This window comes from Pseudaestuariivita atlantica, from assembly GCF_001205715.1.
GTDB lineage: Bacteria > Pseudomonadota > Alphaproteobacteria > Rhodobacterales > Rhodobacteraceae > Pseudaestuariivita > Pseudaestuariivita atlantica.
The window spans coordinates 514,858-540,537 of record NZ_AQQZ01000002.1 but is presented as its reverse complement, the minus strand read 5'-3'; the positions used below and the strand labels follow the sequence as shown (position 1 = coordinate 540,537).

23 protein-coding genes are annotated in these 25,680 nt (G+C 66.8%); 9 read left to right on the top strand and 14 right to left on the bottom strand.

All coding sequences use genetic code 11. The features are described 5' to 3' along the window. Positions 1-7: 7 nt before the first annotated feature. The 3 genes from ATO11_RS06140 to ATO11_RS06130 are packed head-to-tail and all read left to right on the top strand — an operon-like array spanning position 8 to position 3,269. A complete protein-coding gene (locus ATO11_RS06140) occupies positions 8-1,012 on the top strand; it encodes an ABC transporter ATP-binding protein (protein WP_050529936.1) in 1,005 nt (334 codons plus the stop codon). Continuing rightward, entirely contained in the window at positions 1,009-1,782 is a 774-nt protein-coding gene (locus ATO11_RS06135; protein WP_050529935.1) for an L-iditol 2-dehydrogenase, read from the top strand. Before ATO11_RS06140 ends, ATO11_RS06135 begins: the two co-directional genes overlap by 4 nt. Continuing rightward, entirely contained in the window at positions 1,770-3,269 is a 1,500-nt protein-coding gene (locus tag ATO11_RS06130; protein ID WP_050529934.1) for a mannitol dehydrogenase family protein, read from the top strand. Before ATO11_RS06135 ends, ATO11_RS06130 begins: the two co-directional genes overlap by 13 nt. A gap of 10 nt (positions 3,270-3,279) precedes the next feature. Here the strand turns inward: ATO11_RS06130 and ATO11_RS06125 are convergent, their stop codons facing one another. Beyond that, the gene (locus ATO11_RS06125) at positions 3,280-4,269 is read right to left on the bottom strand and encodes a LacI family DNA-binding transcriptional regulator (protein ID WP_050529933.1); all 990 of its coding nucleotides are present in this window, start codon (positions 4,267-4,269) and stop codon (positions 3,280-3,282) included. A gap of 113 nt (positions 4,270-4,382) precedes the next feature. On the opposite strand from ATO11_RS06125, the gene ATO11_RS06120 reads away from it, so the two are divergent. Continuing rightward, positions 4,383-6,704 (top strand): DUF1989 domain-containing protein, encoded by a 2,322-nt coding sequence (locus ATO11_RS06120; RefSeq protein WP_050529932.1) that lies wholly within the window; start codon positions 4,383-4,385, stop codon positions 6,702-6,704. Between the two features lie 49 nt (positions 6,705-6,753). Further along, complete coding sequence (locus ATO11_RS06115) at positions 6,754-7,434, top strand: GntR family transcriptional regulator (RefSeq protein WP_050529931.1); 681 nt, start codon at positions 6,754-6,756, stop codon at positions 7,432-7,434. On the opposite strand, the gene ATO11_RS06110 is transcribed toward ATO11_RS06115, so the two are convergent. The 7 genes from ATO11_RS06110 to ATO11_RS06080 are packed head-to-tail and all read right to left on the bottom strand — an operon-like array spanning position 7,431 to position 13,270. Beyond that, entirely contained in the window at positions 7,431-8,300 is an 870-nt protein-coding gene (locus tag ATO11_RS06110; RefSeq protein WP_050529930.1) for a dioxygenase family protein, read from the bottom strand. The genes ATO11_RS06115 and ATO11_RS06110 overlap by 4 nt on opposite strands. Before the next feature lie 10 nt (positions 8,301-8,310). Then, complete coding sequence (locus tag ATO11_RS06105; protein WP_050529929.1) at positions 8,311-9,618, bottom strand: TRAP transporter large permease; 1,308 nt, start codon at positions 9,616-9,618, stop codon at positions 8,311-8,313. Next, the gene (locus ATO11_RS06100) at positions 9,615-10,142 is read right to left on the bottom strand and encodes a TRAP transporter small permease subunit (protein ID WP_050529928.1); all 528 of its coding nucleotides are present in this window, start codon (positions 10,140-10,142) and stop codon (positions 9,615-9,617) included. Before ATO11_RS06100 ends, ATO11_RS06105 begins: the two co-directional genes overlap by 4 nt. 22 nt (positions 10,143-10,164) lie before the next feature. Further along, entirely contained in the window at positions 10,165-11,250 is a 1,086-nt protein-coding gene (locus tag ATO11_RS06095) for a C4-dicarboxylate TRAP transporter substrate-binding protein (RefSeq protein ID WP_050529927.1), read from the bottom strand. A gap of 28 nt (positions 11,251-11,278) precedes the next feature. Then, positions 11,279-11,734, bottom strand: coding sequence for an OsmC family protein (locus tag ATO11_RS06090; protein ID WP_050529926.1), 456 nt, complete (start codon positions 11,732-11,734; stop codon positions 11,279-11,281). Between the two features lie 7 nt (positions 11,735-11,741). Beyond that, positions 11,742-12,398, bottom strand: a complete 657-nt coding sequence (locus ATO11_RS06085; RefSeq protein ID WP_082176178.1) for a malonic semialdehyde reductase — start codon at positions 12,396-12,398, stop codon at positions 11,742-11,744. Then, positions 12,395-13,270 carry a fumarylacetoacetate hydrolase family protein gene (locus ATO11_RS06080; RefSeq protein ID WP_050529925.1) on the bottom strand — a complete coding sequence of 292 codons (876 nt, stop codon included), beginning with the start codon at positions 13,268-13,270 and terminating at the stop codon, positions 12,395-12,397. Before ATO11_RS06080 ends, ATO11_RS06085 begins: the two co-directional genes overlap by 4 nt. Before the next feature lie 89 nt (positions 13,271-13,359). Between ATO11_RS06080 and ATO11_RS06075 the strand changes: the two genes are divergently transcribed. Beyond that, the gene (locus ATO11_RS06075) at positions 13,360-13,749 is read left to right on the top strand and encodes a YciI family protein (protein ID WP_050529924.1); all 390 of its coding nucleotides are present in this window, start codon (positions 13,360-13,362) and stop codon (positions 13,747-13,749) included. Between the two features lie 67 nt (positions 13,750-13,816). Beyond that, positions 13,817-15,358 carry a murein biosynthesis integral membrane protein MurJ gene (gene murJ / locus ATO11_RS06070; protein ID WP_050529923.1) on the top strand — a complete coding sequence of 514 codons (1,542 nt, stop codon included), beginning with the start codon at positions 13,817-13,819 and terminating at the stop codon, positions 15,356-15,358. A 6-nt stretch (positions 15,359-15,364) separates the two neighbouring features. On the opposite strand, the gene ATO11_RS06065 is transcribed toward murJ, so the two are convergent. After that, positions 15,365-16,063 (bottom strand): rhomboid family intramembrane serine protease, encoded by a 699-nt coding sequence (locus ATO11_RS06065; RefSeq protein ID WP_050530062.1) that lies wholly within the window; start codon positions 16,061-16,063, stop codon positions 15,365-15,367. A 74-nt stretch (positions 16,064-16,137) separates the two neighbouring features. On the opposite strand from ATO11_RS06065, the gene trpS reads away from it, so the two are divergent. Then, positions 16,138-17,163, top strand: coding sequence for a tryptophan--tRNA ligase (trpS, locus tag ATO11_RS06060; RefSeq protein WP_050529922.1), 1,026 nt, complete (start codon positions 16,138-16,140; stop codon positions 17,161-17,163). A 15-nt stretch (positions 17,164-17,178) separates the two neighbouring features. Here the strand turns inward: trpS and hisG are convergent, their stop codons facing one another. The 3 genes from hisG to hisS are packed head-to-tail and all read right to left on the bottom strand — an operon-like array spanning position 17,179 to position 20,460. Then, a complete protein-coding gene (gene hisG, locus ATO11_RS06055) occupies positions 17,179-17,871 on the bottom strand; it encodes an ATP phosphoribosyltransferase (protein WP_050529921.1) in 693 nt (230 codons plus the stop codon). After that, the gene (locus ATO11_RS06050) at positions 17,868-18,977 is read right to left on the bottom strand and encodes an ATP phosphoribosyltransferase regulatory subunit (RefSeq protein WP_050529920.1); all 1,110 of its coding nucleotides are present in this window, start codon (positions 18,975-18,977) and stop codon (positions 17,868-17,870) included. Before ATO11_RS06050 ends, hisG begins: the two co-directional genes overlap by 4 nt. Then, positions 18,970-20,460, bottom strand: a complete 1,491-nt coding sequence (gene hisS / locus ATO11_RS06045; protein WP_050529919.1) for a histidine--tRNA ligase — start codon at positions 20,458-20,460, stop codon at positions 18,970-18,972. Before hisS ends, ATO11_RS06050 begins: the two co-directional genes overlap by 8 nt. Positions 20,461-20,564: 104 nt before the next feature. Between hisS and ATO11_RS06040 the strand changes: the two genes are divergently transcribed. Next, positions 20,565-20,768 (top strand): SlyX family protein, encoded by a 204-nt coding sequence (locus ATO11_RS06040; RefSeq protein WP_050529918.1) that lies wholly within the window; start codon positions 20,565-20,567, stop codon positions 20,766-20,768. 15 nt (positions 20,769-20,783) lie between these two features. Here ATO11_RS06040 and ATO11_RS06035 read toward each other — a convergent pair whose 3' ends face one another. Together ATO11_RS06035 and dnaE are read right to left on the bottom strand one after the other, a co-directional pair. Next, on the bottom strand, positions 20,784-21,869 hold the full coding sequence (locus tag ATO11_RS06035; RefSeq protein ID WP_050529917.1) for a hypothetical protein: 1,086 nt from the start codon (positions 21,867-21,869) through the stop codon (positions 20,784-20,786). Positions 21,870-22,018: 149 nt separating this feature from the next. Then, positions 22,019-25,540 carry a DNA polymerase III subunit alpha gene (gene dnaE / locus ATO11_RS06030; protein ID WP_050529916.1) on the bottom strand — a complete coding sequence of 1,174 codons (3,522 nt, stop codon included), beginning with the start codon at positions 25,538-25,540 and terminating at the stop codon, positions 22,019-22,021. Positions 25,541-25,680: the final 140 nt, after the last annotated feature.

Sequence of the window (25,680 nt, the reverse complement as noted above, 5' to 3'; positions counted from 1 at the left end):
AACGACCATGGGACGCATCGTACTGGACAAGGTGTCGAAAAGCTTCGGCGAGACCGAGGTCATCCCACCTCTCGACCTGACCATCGAGGACGGCGAGTTTGCCGTGTTCGTCGGCCCCTCGGGCTGTGGCAAGTCCACCCTCTTGCGCCTGATCGCGGGGTTGGAGGATGCCACCTCGGGCAAGGTCATCATCGATGACGAGGACGTCACTCAGGTCTCGCCCTCGAAACGCGGGCTGGCGATGGTGTTCCAGTCCTACGCGCTCTACCCGCACATGACGGTGCGCAAGAACATCGCCTTCCCGCTGCGGATGGCCAAGATGTCGCAATCCGAAATGAACCAGCGGGTGGAACAGGCGGCAGGCATCCTCAATCTTGCCGATTATCTCGACAAGAAGCCGGGGCAATTGTCGGGCGGCCAGCGCCAGCGGGTCGCCATCGGCCGCGCCATCGTGCGCGAACCCTCGGCGTTCCTGTTCGACGAACCGCTGTCGAACCTCGACGCGGCGCTGCGCGTGGGGATGCGGCTGGAGATCGGCGAACTGCACCAGCGGCTGAAGACCACGATGATCTACGTCACCCACGACCAGGTCGAGGCCATGACAATGGCCGACAAGATCGTCGTGTTGCAGGCGGGCGTGATCGAGCAGGTCGGGTCGCCGCTGGAACTTTATCGCACGCCGCGCAACCGGTTCGTCGCCGGCTTCATCGGCTCGCCCAAGATGAATTTCATCGGCGGGGACGAGGCCGCGAAGCACGGCGCGCATGAAATCGGCATCCGGCCCGAACATATCGCCGTCGCGAACGGGTCCGGCGCATGGTCAGGCGTCGTGGGCGTGTCAGAGCACCTTGGATCGGACACGTTCTTCCACGTGCACGACACCGGCCTTGCCGAAACCATCACCGTGCGCGCCGATGGCGAGGTCTCACTGAACGCGGGCGACCGGATCGACCTCGCCCCGCGCGAGGATGTCATCCACAAGTTCGACGCGCAGGGAATGCGGATCGCATGACGCGGCTGGCGGGCAAAACGGCGCTGATCACCGGCGCGGCGCGCGGCATCGGGCTGGCCTTTGCCGAGGCGTACGTGCGCGAGGGCGCCCGCGTCGCCATCGGGGATATCGACATCGCCCGCGCGCGAGGCGCTGCCGCCGATCTGGGCGATGCCGCCATCGCGGTCGAGATGGACGTGACCTCGCAATCCAGCATCGACGCCGCCGTCGCGCAGACGGTCGATGCCTTCGGCGGGATCGACATCCTGATCAACAACGCGGCGATCTTCACCGCCGCGCCCATCGTGGAAATCGACCGCGCGGATTTCGACCGCACCTTCGACATCAACGTCGCGGGCACGCTGTTCACCCTGCAGGCCGTCGCGCGCCACATGATCGACCGCGGAAAGGGCGGGCGCATCATCAACATGGCCAGCCAGGCCGGGCGCCGGGGCGAGCCGCTGGTCGCCGTCTATTGCGCGACCAAGGCCGCCATCATCTCGCTGACGCAATCGGCAGGGCTCAACCTGATCGAACACGGCATCAACGTGAACGCGATCTCTCCGGGCGTGGTGGATGGCGAGCATTGGGACGGCGTCGACGCCTTCTTCGCCAAGTACGAAGGCAAGGCCCCCGGCCAGAAAAAGCGCGAAGTGGGCGCCGCCGTGCCCTTCGGACGGATGGGAACCGCCGAGGACCTGACCGGCATGGCGGTGTTCCTTGCCAGTGACGAGGCCGAGTATATCGTCGCCCAGACCTACAACGTGGACGGTGGGCAATGGATGAGCTGATCCCCCTCCGCCTCTCGACGCTGGGCGCGCTTCCGCAAGGCGTGCTGGTGCCCACTTACGACCGCGCAAGGCTGTCGCCCGGCATCGTGCATGTGGGCCTCGGCAATTTCCACCGCGCCCACCAGGCATGGTACCTGCACCGCCTGATGCAGGCGGGCGAGGCGATGGACTGGGCCATCATCGGCGCAGGCGTGCGGCCCTACGATAGCGCGATGCGCGACCGGCTGCTGGCGCAGGATTGCCTGACCACGCTGATCGAGCTTGACCCGGCCCGCACGGCGGTCGAGGTGACGGGCGCGATGATCGACTACCTGCCGGTGGAGCCCGACAACGGCGCGCTGATCGCGCAGATCGCCGATCCCTCGACCCGGATCGTGTCGATGACGGTCACGGAAGGCGGGTATTACAACGGCCCGCACGGGTTCGACATCGACCATGCCGACCTGCGCGCCGACATCGCCACGCCGGACCGGCCGCGCACCGTGTTCGGCGCCATCGTCGCGGCGCTGGGGCTGCGACACGCGGCGGGCCACGGCCCGATCACGCTTCTCAGCTGCGACAACCTGCAGAATAACGGGGACATCCTGCGCAATGCCGTGGTGACGCTGGCCCAGGCCACCGACCCGGCGCTGGCCAAGTGGATCGACCGCTCCTGCTCCTTCCCCAATTCGATGGTCGACTGCATCGTGCCCGCCACCGGCCCGACCGAGCTTGACCTCGTGCACGGCCTCGGCATCGACGACAAGGCGCCCGTCACGCATGAAGCGTTCCGGCACTGGGTGATCGAGGACAAGTTCTGCGCCGGGCGACCCGCATGGGACAAGGTCGGCGCGATCATGACGGACGATGTCCACGTCTTCGAAGCGATGAAGCTGCGCATCCTGAACGGCGGTCACCAGATCGTCGCCAATGCGGGTGAGCTGCTGTCGGTCGGCACGATTTCGGATGCGACCGCCGATCCCACCATCGGCGCGCTGTTCGACAAGGTCGAGGCGGAAGAGATCCTGCCGCAGGTCGCGCCCGTGCCCGGCTTTACGCCCGAGGCCTACCTCGACCTGATCCGCGCGCGTTTCCTGAACCCGCGCATCGTCGATACAACCCGGCGCGTGGCCTTCGATGGCAGTTCCCGCCATCCCGGCTTCCTGCTGCCGTCGCTGCGCGACCGGCTCGCCTCGGGCCAGCCCGCGCCCGGCCTCGCCTTGGTCGAGGCGCTCTGGGCGCGCTATTGCGTCGGCACGCGCGAGGACGGCACCACCATCGAACCGAACGACCCGATGTGGGACCGCCTGCAACCGCAGGCGCGTGCCGCCCAATCCGATCCGATGGTCTGGCTGCAGATGGACGACATCTATGGCCCCCTCGCGCAGAACCCCGAGTTCCGCGCGGCCTTTGCCGATGCCGTGATCGCCGTTCGTGACCTTGGCGTCGTCGGCGCGATCGAGGCCTATTGCCACGGCGCGCGAACACCTCGGGCCAGCGCCAGCTGACAGCGTACGGTCAGCGCGGCGGGGCGACCGATCCACGCGTGATGATCGTGCCGTCGAACCGCGCGGATGCCAACGGCACGCCGGTTTCCAGGCGTTCGACCAGTTGCCGCGCCGCTTCCTGCCCCATCTTGCGCGCGGGCAGGTTCATCGTGGTGAGCGGCGGGACCAGTTCGGACGTCCAGTCGAGGTTGTCGAACCCCATGACCGACATCTCCCCCGGCACCGAAAGCCCGGCCTCGGCCAGCGCGAAACAGGCGCCAAGCGCCAGAACATCCGAGAAGCACAAAAGGGCGGTCGGGCGGTTCGCCTCCGCCAATGCCGCCCGCGCGGCCTGCTTGCCGCCCGCCACATCGAGCGCCCCTTCGAATGCCGCGACCGGCGCCGCGCTGCGCGCACCGGCCAGCCGCGCGCGTGCGCGGTCATTGGTGTCGAGCGGTCCGTGCAGGACGGCGATCCGTTCGTGACCCTCGCCGCGCAGGAAGCGTACCGCCTCTGCCGCGAGCGCGTGGTTGTCGTATCCGATGGTCGGCACCGCGCTGTCGGGGTCGTAGACCGATGTGAAGACATACGGCACCCGCCTCAGGTCCAGCAGTTCCGTCAGTTCGGCCCCATGCGCCTGTCCGCTCAGGATGAACCCCTCAGCCCCCATGCCCAGAAGCTTCTGGACCGCCGCATGCTCCTGCTCGGCCACGCCGTTCGACACGGCGAAAACCAGCGAATATCCCTGCTCGGCAAGCGTCCTTTCGACCGCGCCCATGAACTTGGCATAGATCGAATGCTCGATGCTCGGGATCACCGTCGCCACGGTGCGCGACTTGGCCGTCGACAGGGCACGCGCGGCAGGGTTCGGCAGGTAATTGAGCGCGCGGATGGCTTCCAGCACCTTGTCGCGGGTCGCGGGCGCCACGTTCCGCGCACCGTTCATCACGCGCGACACGGTTGCGATCGACAGGCCTACCCTGTCGGCCACGTCCCTGATCGTGCCCACCTTGCGCGTCACCGGTCACCCCTCGCCGTTTCGGCAAACTTATCCGTTGACTTGAAATTCCGCCAACCCCTATCGTTGAAACCGGTTACACGGGCGCGTGCGCCGGTTTTTTGCGGATTGATCCCGTGCTGGAACATTTGTCGACCAAACCTTTGCCACGACGCGTCTATCGCGGCCTGAAGGACCGCGACGTGCTGCGGCGCGAGGTTACCTGGGGTGGGTCCAGCTTTGTCCGGGTGCCGCGCGACGCCATCATCTCGATCACCAACGTGGGCGGCGGCGCGCCTTGCTGGGTCACGACGCTGTCGGACACCGCGCCGACCGCGACACCGAAAGCGCTCGACCTGGCGGGGGCAACCGCCCGGCTCGACCCCGCCCGGTTCGACGCGCGCCAGCTTGCCGCCCGCCTTGCCGCGCGGGGCGCGTCGCTCGACACCGTGCGCATCGCGCCGATCTTCGACGCCTCGACAGAGCCCGGCGCGCATTTCGTGACCCGCGCGACCGAGGACACGACGCTCTGCATCATCGCCCCCATCGCACCCGAATACGTGATCACCGGCGGCGGCAGTTCCTTTGCCGTCGAGGTCAAGCTTCCCGCCTCCGCCGGGCCCGACGCTTTGCTGCCGGAACCCATGGGCCGGGTGGTCGAGGAATGGCGCATCGACCGGGCCACCGCGCGGGCCTACACGGTCAAGGCGGGGCAGTTCATCCAGGTGATCGACGTCGAAGGCCAGCAATGCTCGGACTTCATGGCGATGCGTGCCAGCGCGCTTGATGCCGGGATCGAACGGTTCATCGACAGCACCGTGACCCGCACCAAGGCGCGCAGCGCCTATCCCCTTCCGGGCCTCTTCGACAAGTTCTACGACCAGGACATCCGCCCGCTTCTTGCCGTGCGGCAGGACACCGTCGGGCGGCACGACACCTTCGCGCTGGCCTGCACCGCCAACGGCTACGAAGAGCGCGGCTTTCCCGGTCACATCAACTGTTCCGACAACATCTCGGACGCTTACGCACCCTACGGGATCGGCGCGCGGCCGGCATGGCCCGCCATCAACTTCTTCTTCAATTCGTGGATCGACGCGGGCCATCACGGGCTGGCGTCGGACGAGGCATGGTCCCGCGCGGGCGATTACGTGGTGATGCAGGCGCTGACCGACCTCGTCTGCGTCTCCACCGCCTGCCCCGACGACGTGGACCCGATCAATGGCTGGAACCCGACCGACATCCACCTGCGCATCTACGAGGCCGACAGCCCCATCACCCACGCCGTGACATGGCGTGCCCAGCCGGACGAGGCCGGACAGATGACCCGACATTCCGCGTTCCATCCCCGCACCTCGGCGCTGACGCGCAGTTTCGACGTCGCCCGCGACATGTGGATGCCCCGCCACTACGATGCCACCGGCGCGGTAGGCGAATACTGGGCCTGCCGCCGCGCCGCGACGCTGCAGGACATGTCGGGCCTGCGCAAATACGACATCGTCGGCCCCGATGCCGAGGCGCTGCTGCAAGCCTGCCTCACCCGCGACGTGTCGAAACTCGCCCAGCACCGTGGCCTGTACGCGCTGATCTGCGATGCGCGCGGGCAGGTTCTGGATGACGGCACCTTGTTCCGCATCGAACCGCACGTGTTCCGCTGGTGCTGCGGATCGGACGAAAGCGGCCTGCACCTTGCCGAAGAGGCCGCGCGGCTTGGGTTGTCGGTGCATGTCCGCGCGCTTGGGACCAAGATGGCGAACCTCGCGCTGCAGGGGCCCGCATCCCGCGACATCCTGCGCGAGGTCTGCACGATCCAGCCCTCCCGTCCCGCGCTCGACGCGGTCAAGTGGTTCGGGTTCACCATCGCCCGGATCGGCGGGCCGCAGGGACCGGCGGTCATGCTGTGCCGGACCGGGTTCACCGGCGAGCTGGGATACGAGGTGTTCTGCGACGAAAGCGACGCGCTTGCGGTGTGGGACGCGCTGATACAGGCGGGCGCACCACACGGCATGGTGCCGATGGGCGGCCACGCGCTCGACATGCTGCGGATCGAGGCGGGGCTGATGATCATGGGCGCCGAATTCGGGCCGGGCGCGGACGCGCTGGAATCCGGCCTCGGCTTTGCCGTCGATTTCCGGAAAGAGGCGTTCATCGGCCGTGACGCGCTTCAGCGCAACGCGCAGGCCGAACGGCGCAGGCTGGTGGGCCTGATGCTGACCGGGGCCGAACCGCCCGTGCACGGCGATCCGGTGTTCGACGGCCGGATCGAGATCGGCACCGTGACCAGCGGCTGCCATTCGCCGCAACTGGGCCACGCCATCGCCATGGCGCGCGTCCCGGTCGAACTGTCGGAACCGGGCACGGTGCTGGAAATCGGGCGGCTTGACGGCCACCTCAAACGCCTGCCGGCCACGGTCACGACCCTGCCCTTCCTCGACCCGAAACGCGAGAAGGCCCGCGCCTGAACGGCCTCGCGCGTTGCGCTTTGGGGTTTTATCGATATTCAATGTCGGTATGAGCGATCTTGCGCCGCCCACGCTGTCTGCCGAAGGCTCCGCCACGCAACGTGCCTATGTCACGCTGCGGCACATGATCGTGACCGGACAATTGCAGCCGGGCGAAAAGCTGAAGATCGACACGCTGCGCCAGCGGCTCGATACCGGGGCGTCGCCGATCCGCGAGGCGCTGAGCCTGCTGACCTCCGACAACCTTGTGGAACGGATCGACCAGCGCGGGTTTCGCGCTGCCGAAGTCAGCGCCGCGAACTTCAACGAGATCCTGACGCTGCGCTGCACGCTCGAAGACCTCGCCCTGCGCCAGAGCCTCGCGCGTGCCGACGATGCGTGGGAAGAACGGCTGGTTCTGGCCCATCACCGGATGAGCCGCGCCGCGTCCGAGGACATCACGCGGTTCGAAGAGGTGCACAAGGCCTTTCACATGACCCTGCTCGACCGGGCCGAGGCCCCGATCCTGCTGAAATTCTGCTCGCAGCTCTACGACCTGAACATCCGCTATCGCTACCTTGCCGGGCGGGCGTCGAATTACGGAAGGCGCGATATCGGGGACGAACATGCGCGCATCCTCGACGCCGCGGTGTCGCGCGACGCCGACGAGGCCAGCGCGCGGCTCTTGTCGCATTACCGCAAGACGGGTGCCTACCTCACCGGCCTGTTCGATACCGGGGCGCTCGGCTAGGCGCGGACGAGGATCAGGTCGAAATCGACCTTCAGCCACGGCCCGTCGACCTTGCCCGACAGGTCATACCCGGCATCTGGAAAGGTGCCCGCCGGCATTTCCTTGTAGGACATGATCAGGTCCGACCGAACGCCGAACACCGCGTCCTCGTCAAGGTAGGGATCACCGTCGGCGAATATCTCGCTCACCAGCGTGCGGTATCCCGGAGCCTTGACGATCATGTGCAGGTGCGACGGCCGCCAAGCATGGCGGCCCGAGGCGCGCAGGATGTCCCCGACGGGTCCGTCGGTCGGCACCTCGTAGCTGACCGGCTTGACGGTGGTGAACCCGTACCGCCCGTCCGCGCCGGTTGTCTGGATGCCGTGGAACGAATAGGTGTCCTGATCCGGGTCCTGGCTGGAATAGAACCCGTTGGGCGCGGTCTGCCAGATGTCGATGGCCGCCCCTTCGATGGGCGTGCCGTCCATGTCCCTGACCATGCCGTTCGCCAGCAGCACCTCGCCCGGAAAATCGCGCTTCATGTCGTGGCCCATCGGGATCTCGGGCGACCCCGCGATGTGGAACGGGCCCAGCACCGAGGAACTCGTGCCGCCTTCGACCGTGTTCAGCATGTCGACCAGCGAGGACAGCCCGAACACGTCGGACAGCAGGACAAACTCGTGCCGCTCTTTCGTGGTGAACTCGGTCATGCGTTCGAGGAAAGCGATCCCCTGCTCCCATTCCGGGTGCGTCAGGTGCACCTCCTTGGCAAAGGCGTGCAGGTGCCGGGCCAGCGATCCGATCACCTCGCGGAACCGCGGATCGGTGTCGGGGCCAAAGTAGCCTTCGAACACCTCGGTCAGGTTCTCCTTGGTCACGTGGCGCATGGCTTTGTCCCTAATTCAGTATGGCGAGGCTGAGGGCGGGGAATCGGATCAGCAGGATCAGGACGATCAGCATCACGCCCGCGAAGGGCAGCGCTCCCAGGAAAACATCCTTCAGGCTGATCCGGTCATCGTCAAGCGTGGCCTTGATGACGAAACAGCTGAGGCCAAGGGGCGGCGTCAGCAGCCCGATCTCGGCCGCGACGACGGCCACGATGCCGAACCAGACAAGGCTCAGCCCCATGCTTTCGATCAGCGGAAGGAACAGCGGCACGACGATCAGGATGATCGACGCGGTGTCGAGGATCGTGCCGAGGAACAGCATCAGAACGACAAGGATGACCATCACCCAGAAGAAATCGAACTGCCCGGCGGACAGGAAGGCCTGCAACTCGTTCGGCAGCCCCGCGATCCCCAGCATGCGCGCATACATCGAAGCCGCCGTGATCAGGAACAGGATCGCGGCGGTGATGTGGCCCGTCTCCAGCACCGTTTCCCACAGCGACCGCGCGTTGATCCGGCCACGCAGGGCCGCGATCACGATGCCCAGAAGCGAACCGGCCGCGCCCGCCTCCACCGGCGTGGTCCAGCCGGTATAGATGCCGCCAAGCACCACCACGATCAGCGCGAGGATGGGCAGGGTCTTGGCCGCGATCTCGGGCCACGGCATCAGCGTGGCCTCTTCCACGATCTCGCCGCCCACGAAGGCGGGGGTGAAACGGCCCATAAGCCAGATGGCGACGACATAGGCCACCGCCAGAAGGATACCCGGCACCACGCCCGCGAGGAACATCTCCCCCACCGATTGCTCGGCCACGAAGGAATAGATGATCAGCATGGCCGAGGGCGGGATGATCATGCCCAGAACGCTCGACCCGGCCACGACGCCCACGGCGAAGCGCGGGTTGTAGCGGTGGCGCAGCATTTCCGGCACGCTCATCTTGGAAAAGACCGAGGCCGAGGCGATGGATGACCCCGTGACGGCCGCGAACACCGCGTTCGCACCCACCGTCGCCATGCCGATCCCGCCGGTGATGCGCCGGAACCCCTGGTTCATCACCGAGTAAATGTCGGCGCCCAGCCCGGCCTTCGACACGATCAACCCCATGAAGGTGAAAAGCGGGATGGTGGCAAAGGTGTATTCCATCGCGCTGTCGCCGATGGCGATTTTCAAGAGCGCGAAGGACAGGTCGATGTTGTCGCGCATGATCCAGATCGCGACGAAGCTGACGACGCCCAGCGCGATGGGAATGTAGACGCCAAGGTAGATCAGCACCACGATGGCGACGATGGACAGAAGGCCAATCTCGACCGGGCTCATGCGAGGGTGTCCTGTTCGTCCGGCGCGGTGACACGCGGGCCGGTGATCACGTGCAACGCGAAGTGGATCGCGCACAGGCAGGCGCTGAGGAAAATGACCAGCTTCACCGGCCACCACGGCGCGGTGAAGACGCCCGGAACGCCGAAGAAATCGCGGCTTTCCCACATCTCGACGAATTCGGGCCAGATGGCGATGGCGACGATCACCATGAACACGCAACTCAGCGCGTCGATGGCGCGCGACAGCGCCCGGCCCACGGGCGGGCGGCGGCGCGTCATCAGGCCAAGGAACCCATCCGACCGGGTCAGCCGCCCCACGCGCACCACGTCGGGCAGTTGCAGGAACACGATCAGCACCATCGAGAACTGAACGACCTCGACCGCGCCGAGGAAGGGTTTGTTGAACACGCTGCGCGCCACGATGTCGTAATTGACGACCGCGATCAGCGCGATCACCACGAAGGTGCCGACGGCGTTGGCCGCGATGGCCACGCCGCCGGCGATCTTGTGCACGGGTTTCAGCACGCCAACCGCCGCGCGATCGCGATCAGTTGGTCGCCGCGTCCGCGGCCCAGTCGCGCACCGGGGTGAACCCCGCCGCCCGCAACTTGGCCATGTAGGCGTTCAGCATCTCGGTCCCGGGCTGACCCGCGGCATCGAGGTTCGCCGCCCATTCCGCCGCGATGTTGGGCATCGCCATCGCCCATGCCTCGCGCTCTGCCGGGTCCATCTCGACAATGGTGCCGCCGCCGTCGACATAGGCCTGGCGGCTTGCCTCGGCCCGGTCCATCGCCAGCCCCGCGACGTGGTCGCGGTAGAGCACGGCCACCTCCTGCAGGACGCCCTTCACCTCGTCGGGCAGCTTGTTCCAGTATTGCTTGTTCACGGTGACCGTCTTGGAGTTCACCGCGCCAAGATCCGCGCGCAGCATGTAGGGCGCGACTTCGGCGATCTTGAAGGTCTTGGCCGCCTCTGGCCACAGCATCGCGTGATCCACCAGCCCGGTCTGCAGCATGTTGTAGAAATCGGTCAGGCCGCCGCGCACGCCCGCCGCGCCGTCGATCCCTTCGAGGTAGCGCAGGTTCATGCCCGCCCCCGCGACCTTGCCGCCCTCGACATCCTTCAGGCTGTTGATCGGCTGTTTCGAGAAGAGCTGGTAGGTATCCAGCACGACGCCGGTGGCGAGGTAGACCTGGTTCTGCTTGTCGAACTCGGCCTGCATCGCCGGGTATTCCTTGGCGATCTCGTCAATCGCCTTGGCCACCGCACGCGCATCGGGCGCGACAAACGGCGTGACCGCCGACAGCGCCTGGCTGGGCAGTTTCGAATTGTGGAAGATGGTGGTGACGATCCCGATATCGCCAAGGCCCAGCTTGACGCCTTCCAGCACGCCCTTGGGCTTCACGATCGTGCCGCCATAGGCCTCTTGCCACTCCATCTTGTAATTGCCGGTCTCGGCCAGCCGCTTGTCGACCTCGGGGATGAAGAAGTTGGTGAACTCCTTCACCCACAGCGCGCGCGCCGGGTAGCCGTCGATCACGACCGCCTTGATCGTCTCCTGTGCCGCAGCGGGCAGCGCCACGGTGGCGGCAAGCGCGACAGCGCCCACCCATCCGGTGATCCAGTGTTTCATCTTGTCCTCCCTTGGGGGCCTGTGCCCCTCACGCTTTTGCCCAGGTCACGGTGACGTCCGTGCCGGAGTTCTCGTACAGTTTCGATATCGGGCAGTATTTCGCCGTCTCCGCAGCCACCCGGTCCAGATCGGATTGCGAGGCTGGCCCGTCGGCGGTGACCTGTAGCCGGATCGAGGTGAAGGGCACCTCGACCTCTTCCATCAGCAGGACGCCGCGCCGGTCGAAATCGACCTCCATCTCGAAGGCGAGATGGCCGATATCGACGCCCAGCCTGGCGGCGCACTTGTTGCCGATCACGTTGGTGCACCCGATCAGCGCGGCATAGGCCATCTCGGTCGGCGACGGGCCAAGGTTGGTCCCGCCCCGTTCGACGGGTTCGTCGATCACCGCTATCAGGTCACGGACCGCGATCTCGCTTTGCGCGTGGCCGGTGCCCCGTCCCGACAGCTTGAGCGTTACATGCGTCTTTTGCCGGATCGCCATGGGCCCCTCACACGATCTTGCAGATGTCGTCGAAGTCGAACCGCGGCAGTTTCTGGAACAGCGCGGACTCGTCGGCGTATCCGATGTTGCACAGGAAATTCGACTTCCAGCCGCTTTCGGCAAAGAACTCGGCATCCACGTCGGCATTCGAAAAGCCCGACATCGCGCCCACATCCAACCCCATCGCCCGCGCCGCGATCATGAAATACGCGCCTTGCAGGGTCGAGTTGCGGAAGGCGGTGGCGTGGATGAACGCATCCTTGCCCTCGAACAGGTGCTTGCGGTCGTCATGCGGGAACAGGAAGTCGAGCCTTTCCCAGAAGGCCGGGTCCCAGGCGATGATCGCCGTGACCGGCGCGCCCATCATCTTGGGGACGTTTGCGGGTTTGAGCGCCTTGGCCAGCCGTTCCTTGGCCGCGTCAGACCGCACGAAGACGAACCGCGCAGGGCAGGTGTTCATGCTGGTCGGGCCCTGGATGGTGATGTCGAAGATCTCGCGCAGCATCTCGTCCGACACGGGCCGGTCGGACCACGCATAATGCGACCGCGCATCGCCGAGGATCAGGTCGATCGCATCGTCGCCCAGCCGGTCGATCCGGCCCCGCAGCGCCCGCACCGCCGCCTGCGCCTGCGCGCGGGGGTCCATGCCGCCGTCGCTCGTCATTCCGCGGCCACCTTGCTGAAATCGGCCTCGTCGACGACGGGATTCGCGCACAGGCCGATCCCCTCGATCTCGACCTCGACTGTTTCGCCGGGGCGCAGCCATCGGGGATCGGGTTTCTTGGCGTGGCCCACCCCCGGCGGCGTGCCCAGCGCGATGTGATCGCCCGGCGCCAGCGTGCAGTATTCCGAGATGATGGCGATGCTACGCGCCACGCCCCAGATCATGTTTTCGGTGTTCGACGATTGCAGGATCTCTTCGCCCACACGGCTTTCGATCTTCAGCCCGCTGGCCCCTTCGGGCAACGCGTCCGGGGTCACGACACAGGGACCGACGGCACCGGTATTGTCGAAATTCTTGCCCGGCGTCCATTGGTGGGTCTTGCGCTGGTATTCCCGCACCGACCCGTCATTGAACACCGTGTAGCCGAACACGTGCTCCAGCGCCCGGTCCTCGGGGATGTGGCGCCCGCCTTGCCCGATGATGACCATCAGTTCCGCCTCGTAATCCAGCGTTTCGGAACAGGCGGGCCGGACCATCGGCGCACCGGCGGCCATCAGCGACGCGCGCCCGCGCATGAACAGCGCCGGGTAGTCGGGGATGTCGTAGCCGCCCTCCCTGATGTGTTCGACGTAATTCAGGCCAAGGCAGATGATTGTTCCCGGCGACGCGATGGGCAGCGACGGCGTGATATCGGCCACCGGGACCGTGTTGCCGGTGGCGCGGGCGGCTTCCGCTGCCAGCGTCGGGGTCGCGACAAGCGCGGCAAGATCCGACCCGACCTGCGGAATGGCCTGCGTGAGGTTCAGCGCCGCGTCTCCGTTGACGGAAAATACCGACTGCTCTCCATGATGAGTGCCCACGAGGTACCGCATGGATGGTCCACCTTTCATTGCGTGCATGCCAGCTTTGGCGATAATGTAATTCGAGGTCAAATAAAATCGATATTCTGAAGGAGGCCCTGATGCCCCGCTGGTCCGACTACACCGAAACCGCGCGCGCCCGCGGGTCGCTCGCCTTCGAACTTTATGCCGTGGTGTCGACCCCGGCCGCACCACCCGACGTGGTCAAGGCCATCCTGCCCGACCACCTCGCCTACCAGGCCAAGCAGGAGGCGAAGGGAGCCTTGTTCCTCGCCGGTCCCATGTCGGACGAGACGGGCGATATGATGGAGGGCGTGGGCCTCATCATCTATCGGGCGGCATCGCTGGAAGCGGCGCGTGCGCTGGCGGACAACGATCCGATGCACGCAACCGGCGCGCGCAGCTACACGATCCGGCGCTGGCTGGTGAACGAGGGTGCGCTGTCGCTGTCCGTGCGGCTTTCGGCGCAGGAGGTCAGGCTCGACCGCTAAGGCGCGCGGCCGCCCTTTCACCAACCTGCGCGATCCGGTAAGCCTGTGCAAAACGCGCAGGACCCCGATGAAACCCATCCGCTTCCTTTCGGCCTTCCTCACCGTGGGTGGGTGGACGCTGATGTCCCGCGTGCTGGGCTTTGTCCGCGATGCGATGATCCTCGCCTTCCTTGGAACAGGTCCGCTGTACCAGGCCTACGTCGTGGCCTTCCGCCTGCCCAATCTCTTCCGCCGGTTCTTCGCCGAGGGCGCGTTCAACACCGCCTTCGTGCCGATGTTCTCCAAGCGGCTGGAAGGGGCCGACGACGCCAAGACCTTTGCCGAGGACGCCTTTGCCTGGCTGACCTCGATCCTGATCCTGCTGACGCTGGTCGCGCAAATCTTCATGCCGTGGCTGATCTGGGCAACGGCGGCCGGGTTCGAAGGGACCGAGAAGTTCGACCTGTCAGTCGAGTTCGGGCGGATCGCCTTTCCCTACATCCTGTTCATCTCGCTCGCGGCGCTTTTGTCTGGCGTGCTGAACGCGACGGGCCGGTTCGCCGCCGCCGCCGCCGCGCCCGTCCTGCTGAACGTGCTGCTGATCTCGGGCATGTTCGTCGCGGCGCAGACGGGCGGGGACATCGCCCGCGCGCTTGTTTGGATGATCCCCGTGGCCGGCGTGGCGCAACTGGTGCTTGTCTGGGTCGCCGCCGCGCGCGCGGGCTTTGCCCTGCGCCTGCGCTTCCCGCGCCCGTCGCCCCAGATGTGGCGGCTGGTGCAGGTCGCCGTGCCTGCCGCGCTGGCGGGTGGCGTGGTGCAGATCAACCTCGTCGTCGGGCAGGTCGTGGCATCCGGGTTCGACCGTGCCGTGGGCTGGCTGTTCGCCGCCGACCGCCTTTATCAACTGCCGCTTGGCGTGGTCGGCATCGCGGTAGGCATCGTGCTGCTGCCAGACCTGTCGCGCCGTCTGCAGGCGGGCGACGACGCGGGCGCGCGCCATGCCTTTTCCCGCGCGGGAGAGATCTCGCTCGCCCTCACCATCCCCGCCGCCGTGGCGCTGGTGGTGATCCCGCTATCGCTCGTGTCGGTCCTGTTCGAGCGTGGCGCGACCACCGCCGATGACAGCGCCGCCATCGCGACCGCCGTGTCGATCTATGGCCTCGGCCTGCCCGCGTTCGTCCTGCAGAAGCTATTGCAACCGCTGTTCTTCGCGCGCGAGGACACGCGCCGCCCGTTTCACTATGCGCTGGTGGCGATGGTGGTGAATGCGGGCCTTGCCATCGGGCTGGCCCCGGTGATCGGCTGGACCGCGCCGGCGATCGCGGCCTCGGTCGCCGGCTGGATCATGGTGGCGCTTCTGGCCATCGGCAGCCGGAGCATGGGGGACGTCGCGCGGTTCGACGCGCAACTGCGCCGGCGGATCTGGCGCATCCTCGTGTCGTCCGCGATCATGGGGGCGGTCCTGTGGATCGGCCAGCTTGTGCTTGGCCCGGCGCTGGGCAGCGCCGGCTGGCGCTACCTTGCCCTTGCCGCGCTTGTCCTGCTTGGCATCGTCGTCTACTTCTCCGCGGCCCACGTGACGGGCGCGCTGCGCCTCGGTGAAGTGCGCGCGACCCTGCGCCGCGAATAAGCCCGTTCAGTCCCGGCGCAGCGCCGCGATCACCCGCGCCATGCCGCCGGGTGCCAGCAGCGGCGCCATGGCGAGCCCGATGACGAAGGCCGCAAGGTCCGCGACCCATGTCGGGCTGGTGCCGTAAAGCGCGCCGAAGATCAGCTGGATCAGCATCAGGAACCCGATCAGGCTGAACGCGCGTATCTGCCGTTGCCCCGCCGCGCCCAGCTTGACCCACAGAAGGAACGTATAGGCCCCCACGAACCCATAGATCGCCGGGAACGCGCCCATCAGGGGCGCGGCACTTTCGGTCAGAAGCGCGAAGGCGACCGCGCCAAGCGCGCTGGGCACGAAGAAGAACAGCACCGCCGCGACCGTCCCGTAGGCATCCCCGACCATCTTGCCGAGGGCGAGGAAGATCACCGACCCGATGGCGGCGTGGATGAAGGTCGAATGGATGAACGGGAAGGTCACAGTGCGAAGCAACTGTTCTGCCGGCCAGCGATTGTTCTCGATCATCCAGTCGAAAATCTCTCCGGAAAAGGCGAATTGCTGGATATAGGCCAGCCGCCAGCCCACCGCCGCCGGGCCGCCGATGATCTCGCGTTCGCCCAGAGAAAAGATGAGCTCTGCCGTGACCATGGCGAGGAACAGGAAAAGGATCACCGGCGGGATCGGATTGATCGGGGACGTGTCGTTGTGATCAGGGTTCGGGTGCGCCATGGCGGGCTCCTTGACGGGCTCGGATGCCATGGGTAAGGCAGCCGCACCCCGTTGACCAGATGGAGATTTGTCTCATGACCGAGACAACCCACACACCGCGCGTCTTTTCCGGCATCCAGCCGTCTGGTGGCCTGACGCTGGGCAACTACCTTGGCGCGATCAAGCGGTTCGTCGAGATGCAGGACAGCGGCATCGAAACGCTCTACTGCATGGTCGATCTGCACGCGATCACCGTCTGGCAGGACCCCGAGGCGCTGCGCCACAACACGCGCGAACTGGCTGCCGGGTACATCGCCGCGGGCCTCGACCCGGCGAAATCCATGCTCTTCAACCAAAGCCAGGTGCCCGAACATGCGCAGCTTGGCTGGGTGTTCAACTGCGTCGCGCGCATGGGCTGGATGCAGCGCATGACGCAATGGAAGGACAAGGCGGGCAAGAACCAGCAGAACGCATCGCTGGGGCTGTTCGCCTACCCGTCGCTGATGGCGGCCGACATCCTGATCTACCACGCGACCCACGTACCCGTGGGCGAGGACCAGAAACAGCATATCGAGCTGACGCGCGACATCGCGATCAAGTTCAACAACGATTACGGGGTCGATTTCTTTCCCGTGACCGAGCCGGTGATCGAAGGCGTGGCGACGCGCATCATGTCCCTGCGCGACGGGTCCAAGAAGATGTCGAAATCCGACCCCTCGGACATGAGCCGCATCAACATGACCGACGACGCGGACGCGATCGCGACCAAGATCCGCAAGGCACGGACCGATCCCGACGCGCTGCCCTCGGAACTCGACGGTCTTGAGGACCGGCCCGAGGCGCGGAACCTCGTCAACATCTACGCGGCCCTGTCGGGATCCGACGCGGCCACGGTGCTGCGCGAGGTGGGCGGCAAGCAGTTTTCGGAATTCAAACCGATGCTCGCGGACCTGGCCGTTGACCACATGGCGCCGATTTCGACCCGCATGGCCGAACTGATGGACGCCCCGGACGAGATCGACCGCATCCTGACGGACGGGGCCGACCGCGCCCGCACCATCGCGGCACCGATCCTGAAACAGACCTACGACATCATCGGAATGGTCCCCCCGGCGCGTTGAGCGCCGGGTCGCCCGTCAATCGAGACCCAGCTGCGCGACCAGAGCGGCCAGCGCCGCGCGGTCGTTCTTCGTCAGGTTGGCCACGCGGCTTTTCCAAAGCGTCGCCTGGCTTTTCAGCACCAACCCGTCCGACAGGATCTTGAGGTGGTTGGCGCGCAGCGTCTCGCCGGTAGAGGTGATGTCGGCGATCATCTCGGCGGTGAGGTTGGCCACCGTGCCCTCGGTTGCGCCCTGGCTGTCGACGATGGCGTAATCGGCCACGCCCGCATCCCGCAGGAACCCGCGCACCAACCGGTGATACTTGGTCGCCACACGCAGGCGGTGGCCATGTTCGGCGCGGAAGGCCGCCGCCGCCGCGTCCAGATCGTCAAGCGTGTCCACGTCGATCCAGCAGGCGGGAACGGCCAGCACGAGGTCGGCATGTCCGAACCCCATCTCGGCCAGCGGCGTGACCACGTCGGTCCAGAGCGGCAGGCGCTCATGCACAAGGTCGGTGCCCGTGACCCCGAGGTGCAAGCGCCCGGCCGCCAGTTCACGCGGGATCTCTCCGGCCGACAAAAGGACAAGCGACACGCCCTCCGCGCCCGACACGGTCGCGGCATATTCCCGGTCCGATCCCGACCGCGCGAGCGTCACGCCGCGCCGCGCGAACCAGTCGAATGTCTTCTCCATCAGCCGTCCCTTGGACGGCACGCCCAGCTTGATCATGTGCCCGCCCCGTCCAGTGCGACAACGAGGTCGGGCCGCACGACGCCGCCCACGGCGGGGATCGCGCCTGCGCCCTGCCCCAGCCGTTCGGTCAGCGCATCGTACCGCCCGCCAGTGGCCACCGGCGGCCAGTCCGGGCGCCGGGTGGCGTAGAAACCGAAGACGAACCCGTCGTAGTATTCCATCGACGTGCGCCCGTAATTCGCCTCGAACTCCAGCGAACCGGGCGCAAAACCCCGCGCGTCCAGCGCGTCGAGCCGCGCGGCAAGGCGGTCCACGGCAGGCCGGATCGACACGAGGTCAACGGACAGGTCCCGCAACCGCTCGATCGCGAAATCGCAGGTCTCCCGCACCGCCAGCAGCGCGTCGAGAAGCGCCAGCGCCTCGGCCGCGAGGGGCGGTTCAGCCGCGTCTTCCCGCAGGGCGGCAATGCGCGCCTCGACCTCGGCACGCCCGCGCAGCCCGATCTGCGGTGCCGCACCGGTCCACGGATGATCCTCGGCCAGAAGTCGCGCGCGAGAGGCCGGCACGGGCGTGCGCCCCGCGAAACGATCCAGCAACGCGCGGAAGCGGCGCGGCCGCCAGATATGGCGCATCAGCGCGGTGCGGCGACGGTCGGTTGTTTCAAGCCCGCGCACTGCCGCCATCAGGATGCCGATATCGCCGGTCACCGCGCGCACCGGCAACCCGTCAAGCTGCGCCGCGATCAGGGCAAAGACCTCGGCATCCGTCTCGGCCGGTGCGCTGCGGGCGAAGACCTCGTATCCCACCTGCGGGTACTCGTTGGCGCGGGACGGGTCCTGTTCCTGCTTGCGGAAGACCGGGCCCGCATAGGCATATCGCGCGGGTTCGGCCCCTTCGGCCATGTGGCGCTGCACGACTGGCACGGTGAAATCGGGGCGCAGCATCTGCTCCCCCCGCAACGCGTCCGACGTCACGTAGGCGCGGCCCCGGATGTCTTCGCCGTAAAGGTCCAGCAGCGCCTCGGCAGGCAACAGGACGGGGGCTGAAACCTCGACCCCGCCCGCATCGCGGAACGCGCCCATCAGCGTGGCGACACGCGCCCGCAGACGCGCGTCGTCTGTCGTCTGCCCTGCGTCAGCCATCGGCACCGTGCCGCGCGAGCATCTCGCGCACCTGCGCCACCAGGTCGCCACGCGGCACCTCGACCTGCGAGGGGCGGTCCTTCCACTCCTCAAGGCTCGCCGTCTCTGCCAGCTTCGCCCCGAGGATGAGGTCCTTCAGCTGGACGACGTCGCGGTCGGCCTCGTCCCCGCCCTGGATCACAGCGACGGGACTACCGCGCTTGTCCGCGTATTTCAGCTGGTTTCCGAAGTTCTTGGGATTGCCGAGGTAGACCTCCGCCCGGATGCCGGCCTGCCGCAACTCGCCCACCATCGCCTGGTAGTCGGCCATGCGATCCCGGTCCATGACCGTGACGATCACCGGGCCATGCGACGCGCCCGCGACGCGGCCCTTCATGCGCAGAGCGGCGAGCAGGCGGTCGACACCGATGGACACGCCCGTCGCCGGGACTTCCTGCCCGGTGAAGCGCTTCACGAGGTCGTCGTACCGCCCACCGCCCGCGACCGAGCCGAACTGCCGCGGGCGGCCTTTTTCGTCGAGGATTTCAAAGGTCAGCTCCGCCTCGAACACCGGGCCGGTATAATAACCGAGGCCACGCACGACCGACGGGTCGATTACGATGCGGTCGGGGCCATAGCCCTGCGCGTCGAGTAGCGCGGCGATGGTTTCCAACTCGTCTACGCCCGCCGTGCCGACAGCCGACCCGGCCACCAGTGCGCGCAGCGCGGCCACCGTTTCGGCACCCGTGTCGCGCCCGGCTTCCATGAAACCCATGACGACATCGGCCTGCTCGCGCGCAAGACCCGCACCTTCGGTGAAATCGCCGCTGTCGTCCTTGCGCCCTTCACCCAGCAGCGCCCGCACGCCGTCCGGGCCGAGGCGGTCGAGCTTGTCGATGGCGCGCAGGACGATGCCGCGTTCGGCCTCCTTTTCGTCGCCCGCAAGGCCCGCAACCTCCATCACGCCGTTCAGGACCTTGCGGTTGTTCACCCGCACGACGTAATCGCCCCGGTCGATCCCCACGGCTTCGAGCGTGTCGCTGAGCATCGCGCAGATCTCGGCATCCGCCGCGACGGACGGTGCGCCCACGGTGTCCGCATCACATTGATAGAACTGGCGAAACCGCCCCGGCCCCGGCTTTTCATTGCGCCAGACCGGCCCCATCGCGTAGCGGCGGTAGGGCGTCGGCAGGTCGTTGCGGTGCTGGGCATAGACGCGGGCCAGCGGGGCCGTCAGATCGTAACGCAGGGCGACCCAGCCGCTGTCATCCAGTTCCCACGCGAAAACGCCCTCGTTCGGGCGGTCGACGTCGGGCAGGAACTTGCCCAGCGCCTCGACCGTCTCCACCGCGCTGGTTTCTAGCGCGTCGAACCCGTAGCGATGGTAAACCTCGGCGATGGTGGCCAGCATCGCGCTGCGTTCGGCCACGTCGGTGCCGAAATAATCGCGGAAGCCCTTGGGCGTTTCGGCCCTTGGGCGCGGGGTTTTCTTGACCTTGGCCATGGCGCGTGCCCTTTGCCTCGTTTCGCGCGGCCCGTGTAGCGGCCCCGCGCGCGGGGGGCAAGGACGGGGCTTGCCTTCGCGCGCCCATCCGGCAAGGTAGCGGCATGAGCGACATCGACCCAACACAGGAACGCCTGGCACATCTGGAGCGGCTGGCAGAGGAATTGTCGGACGTGGTGGCGCGGCAGTCCCAATCCATCGACCAGCTGGAACGCCGCGTGGCACTGCTGATGCGGCGCGAGGCAGAGCGCGAGGAAGCCGAGGGCGCGGCCGTTATCGTGGGCGACGAACGCCCGCCGCATTACTGACGGCGCGTCCGGCGGTCAGTTACCGACCTTGTCCTTCTCGACCACCGTGCCGTCGTGCAGCAGGATGTTCGCCCACGAGGCCGACCCCTCGTAGCGTTCATAGGTCGACACGAACACGGTCGTTTGCGCCAGCTTTTCGATCTTGGCGCCGCAGGGCTTGCCCTTGGCCGCGCGGCAGACGCGGCCCTTCACCGTCTCATAGGCCTCGTCGGTGGCCGAATACGGCTGGACCTTGCTGGGCAGGCCATAGCGCAACTGCTCGTGCAACGCGGCCTCGCCGAACAGCGCGAGCGCGGCGGTGAACTGGCGTGCACAGCCATCCTTGAAACCGGTGAGGTAATGCGTGCGCAGACCCGTCTGTTTCGGCTTGGAATCGTACAGGCGATAGGTCGGGCGCTTTTCGGGATACCGCGCGATCTCCTTGCCCAAGCCATTGCGCGGCACGTCGCACACGCGCACGACCTCTCCGAAATTGACGGGGGTGCCGTAGGGGACGACGCGGGCATCGGGCGCGTCCGGGTCGATGCGGGGCCCGCGCGCGGCTGAAAGCTGACCGAACAGTCCCCGGCGGCGCGGTGCGGCCTCTTCGGTGTCAGTTTCGGGTGCCGCGACACTGTCCGGCGCCAAGGCCGCAACCTCTTCACCTGCCGGCTCAACGGCGTCCCGCTTCTCCTCTTCCACGGCCTCGGCTCGTGCCGAGGCTGACCGCGCACGCTGGAGAAACCCACCGAGAAGGCCACGCCTCGGTTTCGCGGTTTCTTCAACCTCGGCCACATCCGCCACCACGGCGTCCACGGTTGCGTCCGAAGCCGGTGCCGCCTCCGCTTGCGGGGCATCTGCCGGATCGGCCTCCGATGGTGCACCCGTCCCGGAGGCTGCTGTCTCCGCCGCTGCCTCGGCATCGCCCGAGCGCTTGAAAAGGCCCAGAAGGCCCGGACGGCGGTTGAGTTCCTGCGGTTCGGCGCTGACCTGCGCGGTGGTGGGAAGTGCCGCGCCGGTGTCGGCGGCACCCGCATCGGGTGCGACCAGCGGCACGTCTTCCAGCCGCTCCACGTTCCGCAAGGGATCGGAGCAGGCCGTGACGGCCAGACAGGACAGCATCAACAGCCATGCACGCAACGCGACATTCCTCCCCAAAAGGCGCGCGCCGGACCGGCGAACACCATGTCACCCCGCGCTGATACAGGAGCGGCGGCGGCAACGTCCAGAGGCGGTCCGCCGACCGGCCCCCGCCGGGCGGAATGCCGCGATCAGAGGTCCTCGACCATCACCACGCCCGACAGGCTTTTGACCGCGCCCTTGATCTGCGGGTTGACCGCGAAACCTTCACCTAGATCAAGCTCCACCTCGCCGGGAAGGCCGGGATCGAGCAGGCACAGGACAACCGGGCCGCGCCCGGCGGACCGCGCGGCCTTTGCCGCGTCCTCGAGGATGCGCGCGACCAGCGGCACCGCTCCGGCGTCATCGACGAACACCTTCAATCCGCCCCCGTCCTCGGCCCCTGCAACCGTGTCGATGGGTGCCACGGACCGGCCCAGAAGCTTAAGCTGGTCGGCTTCCAGTGTCGCCTCGACCTGCACCACGACCTTCGACCCGGTCTCGAGATGCTCCCGCGCGACCTCCAGCGTGTCCGAGAACAGCGTGACCTCGTATGCCCCGGTCGGGTCGCTCAACTGGGCAAAGGCAAACCGGTTGCCGCGCGCCGACTTGCGCTCCTGCCGCCCGGCCACCACACCTGCGATCTTGGCCACGCAGGGGGCCTTGGCCCGGACATCGTCAAGGGTCAGCACGCCCTTGCGTTTCAGCGGCCCAAGGTAATCGTCAAGCGGATGACCCGTCAGGTAGAACCCCACCGCCTTGAACTCCTCTCCCAGCCGTTCGGCGGGCAGCCAGTCATCCACCGGCGCAAGGCGGGGTTCTGGCAGGTCGTCACCCGCCTCGCCGAACAACGAGACCTGGTTCGAGGACTTCTGGTCATGCACGGCGGCCGAATAGGCCACCAGCGCGTCGAGCGACTGGAACACGCGCGCACGGTTGCGATCCAGTTCGTCGAACGCGCCCGCGCGGGCCAGCATTTCCAGCGGGCGCTTGCCCACGCGTTTCAGATCGACCCGGCGCGCGAAATCGTAAAGCGTGGTGAAGGGCCGCTCGTCGGGCCCTTGCGTGCCCGCCTCGCCCCGGCGCGCCTCGGTGATCAGGCGCATCGCTTCGACGCCGACGTTCTTGAGCGCGCCCAGGGCATAGTGCAACGTGCCGTCCCGCACGTCGAAGGACGCCTCGCTGCGATTGACGCAAGGCGGCGCCCACGGCAGGTCCAGCCCCTTGCGGACCTCCTCGAAATAGACGCCCAGCTTGTCGGTGAGGTGGATGTCGCAGTTCATCACCCCGGCCATGAACTCGACCGGGTGGTTCGCCTTGAGCCATGCCGTCTGGTAGCTGACCACGGCATAGGCGGCTGCGTGAGACTTGTTGAACCCGTAATTGGCGAACTTGTCGAGGAGGTTCCACACCTCCATCGCCTTGGCCTCGTCGACCCCGTTCTCGGCCGCGCCCTTCAGGAATTTGGGGCGTTCAGCGTCCATCGCTTCCTGGATCTTCTTGCCCATAGCGCGGCGCAGCATGTCGGCGCCACCGAGCGAATAGCCCGCCATCTCCTGCGCGATCTGCATCACCTGTTCCTGGTAAACGATGATGCCCTGCGTCTCATCCAGGATGTGATCGACCAGCGGGTGCAGCGTGTCGCGCTGAGACAGCCCGTTCTTGACCTCGCAATACTTGGGGATGTTCTCCATCGGGCCCGGCCGGTAGAGCGCGACGAGCGCCACGATGTCCTCGATACAGGTGGGTTTCATGCGCTTCAGCGCATCCATCATGCCCGAGCTTTCCACCTGGAACACCGCCACGGTCTTGGCCGCCGCGTAAAGGCGGTACGAGGCCTCGTCATCGAGCGGGATCGCGTTGATCTCGTTCTCGGTGCCCGGTTCGGGCGTGTAAAGCTCGGTGCCGTCGGCGGCGATGTGCAGGGAGCGGCCTGATTTCAGGATCAGGTCGACGGCGTTCTGGATTACCGTCAGCGTCTTCAGGCCGAGGAAGTCGAACTTCACCAGCCCCGCCTGTTCGACCCATTTCATGTTGAACTGGGTCGCGGGCATGTCCGACCGGGGATCGCGGTAAAGCGGGACAAGCTCGTCCGTGGGCCGGTCGGCGATCACCACGCCCGCCGCGTGGGTAGAGGCGTTCCTGAGCAGCCCCTCGACCTGCTGGCCATAGGTGAGAAGGCGGTTCACCACTTCCTCGGTCTTGGCTTCCTCGGCGAGGCGCGGTTCGTCCTTCAGCGCCTTCTCGATGCTGACGGGCTTCACACCCTCGACCGGGATCATCTTGGACAGGCGGTCCACCTGCCCGTACGGCATTTGCAGCACGCGGCCCACGTCGCGCACCGCGGCCTTCGACAGAAGCGCGCCGAAGGTGATGATCTGGGCCACGCGGTCGTGGCCGTATTTCTCCTGCACGTACTGGATCACCTCCTCGCGGCGATCCATGCAGAAGTCGATGTCGAAGTCGGGCATCGAGACCCGTTCGGGGTTCAGGAACCGTTCGAACAGCAGCGAATAGCGCAGGGGATCGAGGTCGGTGATCGTCAGCGCATAGGCCACCAGCGACCCCGCGCCCGAGCCACGCCCCGGCCCGACCGGAATGTCCTTTTCCTTCGCCCACTTGATGAAGTCGGCAACGATCAGGAAGTAGCCGGGGAACCCCATCCCCTCGATAATGCCAAGCTCGAAATCGAGCCGCTTTTCATATTCGTCGACCGGCGCGGCATGGGGGATCACCGCCAACCTGTCCTTCAACCCCTGCTCGGCCTGCCGGCGCAGTTCGTCGACCTCGTCATCGGCGAATTTCGGCAGGATCGGATCGCGGCGATAGGCGGCAAAGGCGCAACGGCGGGCGATTTCCACCGTGTTCTCAAGCGCCTCGGGCAGGTCGGCGAACAGCACGGCCATTTCCTGCGGCGACTTGAGGTAATGCTGGGGCGTCAGGCGGCGGCGCGGTTCCTGCTGGTCGACATAGGCGCCGTCGGCGATGCAGATCAGGGCGTCATGCGCCTCGTACATCTCTTCCTTCGGGAAGTAGACGTCGTTCGTGGCGACCAGCGGCAGGTCCATCGCGTAGGCCATCTCGACAAAGCCGCGTTCGGTCAGGCGTTCCGCCTCGGGCGGGCTGCCATCCTCGCCCGGATGGCGCTGCAACTCGACATACAGGCGATCCCCGAACACCTCCGCCAGCCAGCGCATCAGCGCTTCGGCCGCCGGGTGCTGGCCGTGCTGCAGCAGGCGCCCCACCGGGCCGTCCGGCCCGCCGGTCAGGCAGATCAGGCCGGTCGCGTTCTGCGCGATCTCGTCCCGCGTGACATGCGGCAGCGTTCCGTCCTTGCGCAGGTAGAGACAGGAGTTGAGTTTCATCAGGCTCGCATACCCGGCCTCGTTCTGCGCCAGGAGAACGAGGGGCGCGGGCGGCTTGGCCGTCTCCCCCAGCCCGGCCTGGTCATAGGACAGGTCGATCTGGCAGCCCACGATCGGCTGCACGCCCGCCCCCTGCGCACCGACCGAGAATTCGAGCGCCGCGAACAGGTTGTTGGTGTCGGTCAGGGCAATCGCGGGCAGGCCCATTTCCGCCGCGAGGCCGGGCAGTTTCTTGACGCGGACGGCCCCTTCCAGAAGCGAGTATTCGGAATGGACGCGGAGGTGGATGAATCGGGGGTCGCTGCTCATGCCGACACCATATGTGGGGCCGGGCGAGGCGAAAAGCAGGAAAGGCGGTGCAAGGTCGCGGGACAGTCGGGCACGCGTCCCTGCGGTGAGGGTTGCTGGCGGTGGCGCAAACCGTCCGCGCAACATCCATTATATAGCCA

What these genes read in the sequence shown, in the direction of transcription:
- ATO11_RS06140 (WP_050529936.1), top strand. Translation starts at nt 8, where the DNA reads ATGGGACGCATCGTACTGGACAAGGTGTCGAAAAGCTTCGGCGAGACC.
- ATO11_RS06135 (WP_050529935.1), top strand. Translation starts at nt 1,009, where the DNA reads ATGACGCGGCTGGCGGGCAAAACGGCGCTGATCACCGGCGCGGCGCGC.
- ATO11_RS06130 (WP_050529934.1), top strand. Translation starts at nt 1,770, where the DNA reads ATGGATGAGCTGATCCCCCTCCGCCTCTCGACGCTGGGCGCGCTTCCG.
- ATO11_RS06115 (WP_050529931.1), top strand. Translation starts at nt 6,754, where the DNA reads ATGAGCGATCTTGCGCCGCCCACGCTGTCTGCCGAAGGCTCCGCCACG.
- ATO11_RS06110 (WP_050529930.1), bottom strand. Translation starts at nt 8,300, where the DNA reads ATGCGCCACGTGACCAAGGAGAACCTGACCGAGGTGTTCGAAGGCTAC.
- ATO11_RS06105 (WP_050529929.1), bottom strand. Translation starts at nt 9,618, where the DNA reads ATGAGCCCGGTCGAGATTGGCCTTCTGTCCATCGTCGCCATCGTGGTG.
- ATO11_RS06095 (WP_050529927.1), bottom strand. Translation starts at nt 11,250, where the DNA reads ATGAAACACTGGATCACCGGATGGGTGGGCGCTGTCGCGCTTGCCGCC.
- ATO11_RS06090 (WP_050529926.1), bottom strand. Translation starts at nt 11,734, where the DNA reads ATGGCGATCCGGCAAAAGACGCATGTAACGCTCAAGCTGTCGGGACGG.
- ATO11_RS06085 (WP_082176178.1), bottom strand. Translation starts at nt 12,398, where the DNA reads ATGACGAGCGACGGCGGCATGGACCCCCGCGCGCAGGCGCAGGCGGCG.
- ATO11_RS06080 (WP_050529925.1), bottom strand. Translation starts at nt 13,270, where the DNA reads ATGCGGTACCTCGTGGGCACTCATCATGGAGAGCAGTCGGTATTTTCC.
- ATO11_RS06075 (WP_050529924.1), top strand. Translation starts at nt 13,360, where the DNA reads ATGCCCCGCTGGTCCGACTACACCGAAACCGCGCGCGCCCGCGGGTCG.
- murJ (WP_050529923.1), top strand. Translation starts at nt 13,817, where the DNA reads ATGAAACCCATCCGCTTCCTTTCGGCCTTCCTCACCGTGGGTGGGTGG.
- ATO11_RS06065 (WP_050530062.1), bottom strand. Translation starts at nt 16,063, where the DNA reads ATGGCGCACCCGAACCCTGATCACAACGACACGTCCCCGATCAATCCG.
- trpS (WP_050529922.1), top strand. Translation starts at nt 16,138, where the DNA reads ATGACCGAGACAACCCACACACCGCGCGTCTTTTCCGGCATCCAGCCG.
- hisG (WP_050529921.1), bottom strand. Translation starts at nt 17,871, where the DNA reads ATGATCAAGCTGGGCGTGCCGTCCAAGGGACGGCTGATGGAGAAGACA.
- ATO11_RS06050 (WP_050529920.1), bottom strand. Translation starts at nt 18,977, where the DNA reads ATGGCTGACGCAGGGCAGACGACAGACGACGCGCGTCTGCGGGCGCGT.
- hisS (WP_050529919.1), bottom strand. Translation starts at nt 20,460, where the DNA reads ATGGCCAAGGTCAAGAAAACCCCGCGCCCAAGGGCCGAAACGCCCAAG.
- ATO11_RS06040 (WP_050529918.1), top strand. Translation starts at nt 20,565, where the DNA reads ATGAGCGACATCGACCCAACACAGGAACGCCTGGCACATCTGGAGCGG.
- ATO11_RS06035 (WP_050529917.1), bottom strand. Translation starts at nt 21,869, where the DNA reads ATGCTGTCCTGTCTGGCCGTCACGGCCTGCTCCGATCCCTTGCGGAAC.
- dnaE (WP_050529916.1), bottom strand. Translation starts at nt 25,540, where the DNA reads ATGAGCAGCGACCCCCGATTCATCCACCTCCGCGTCCATTCCGAATAC.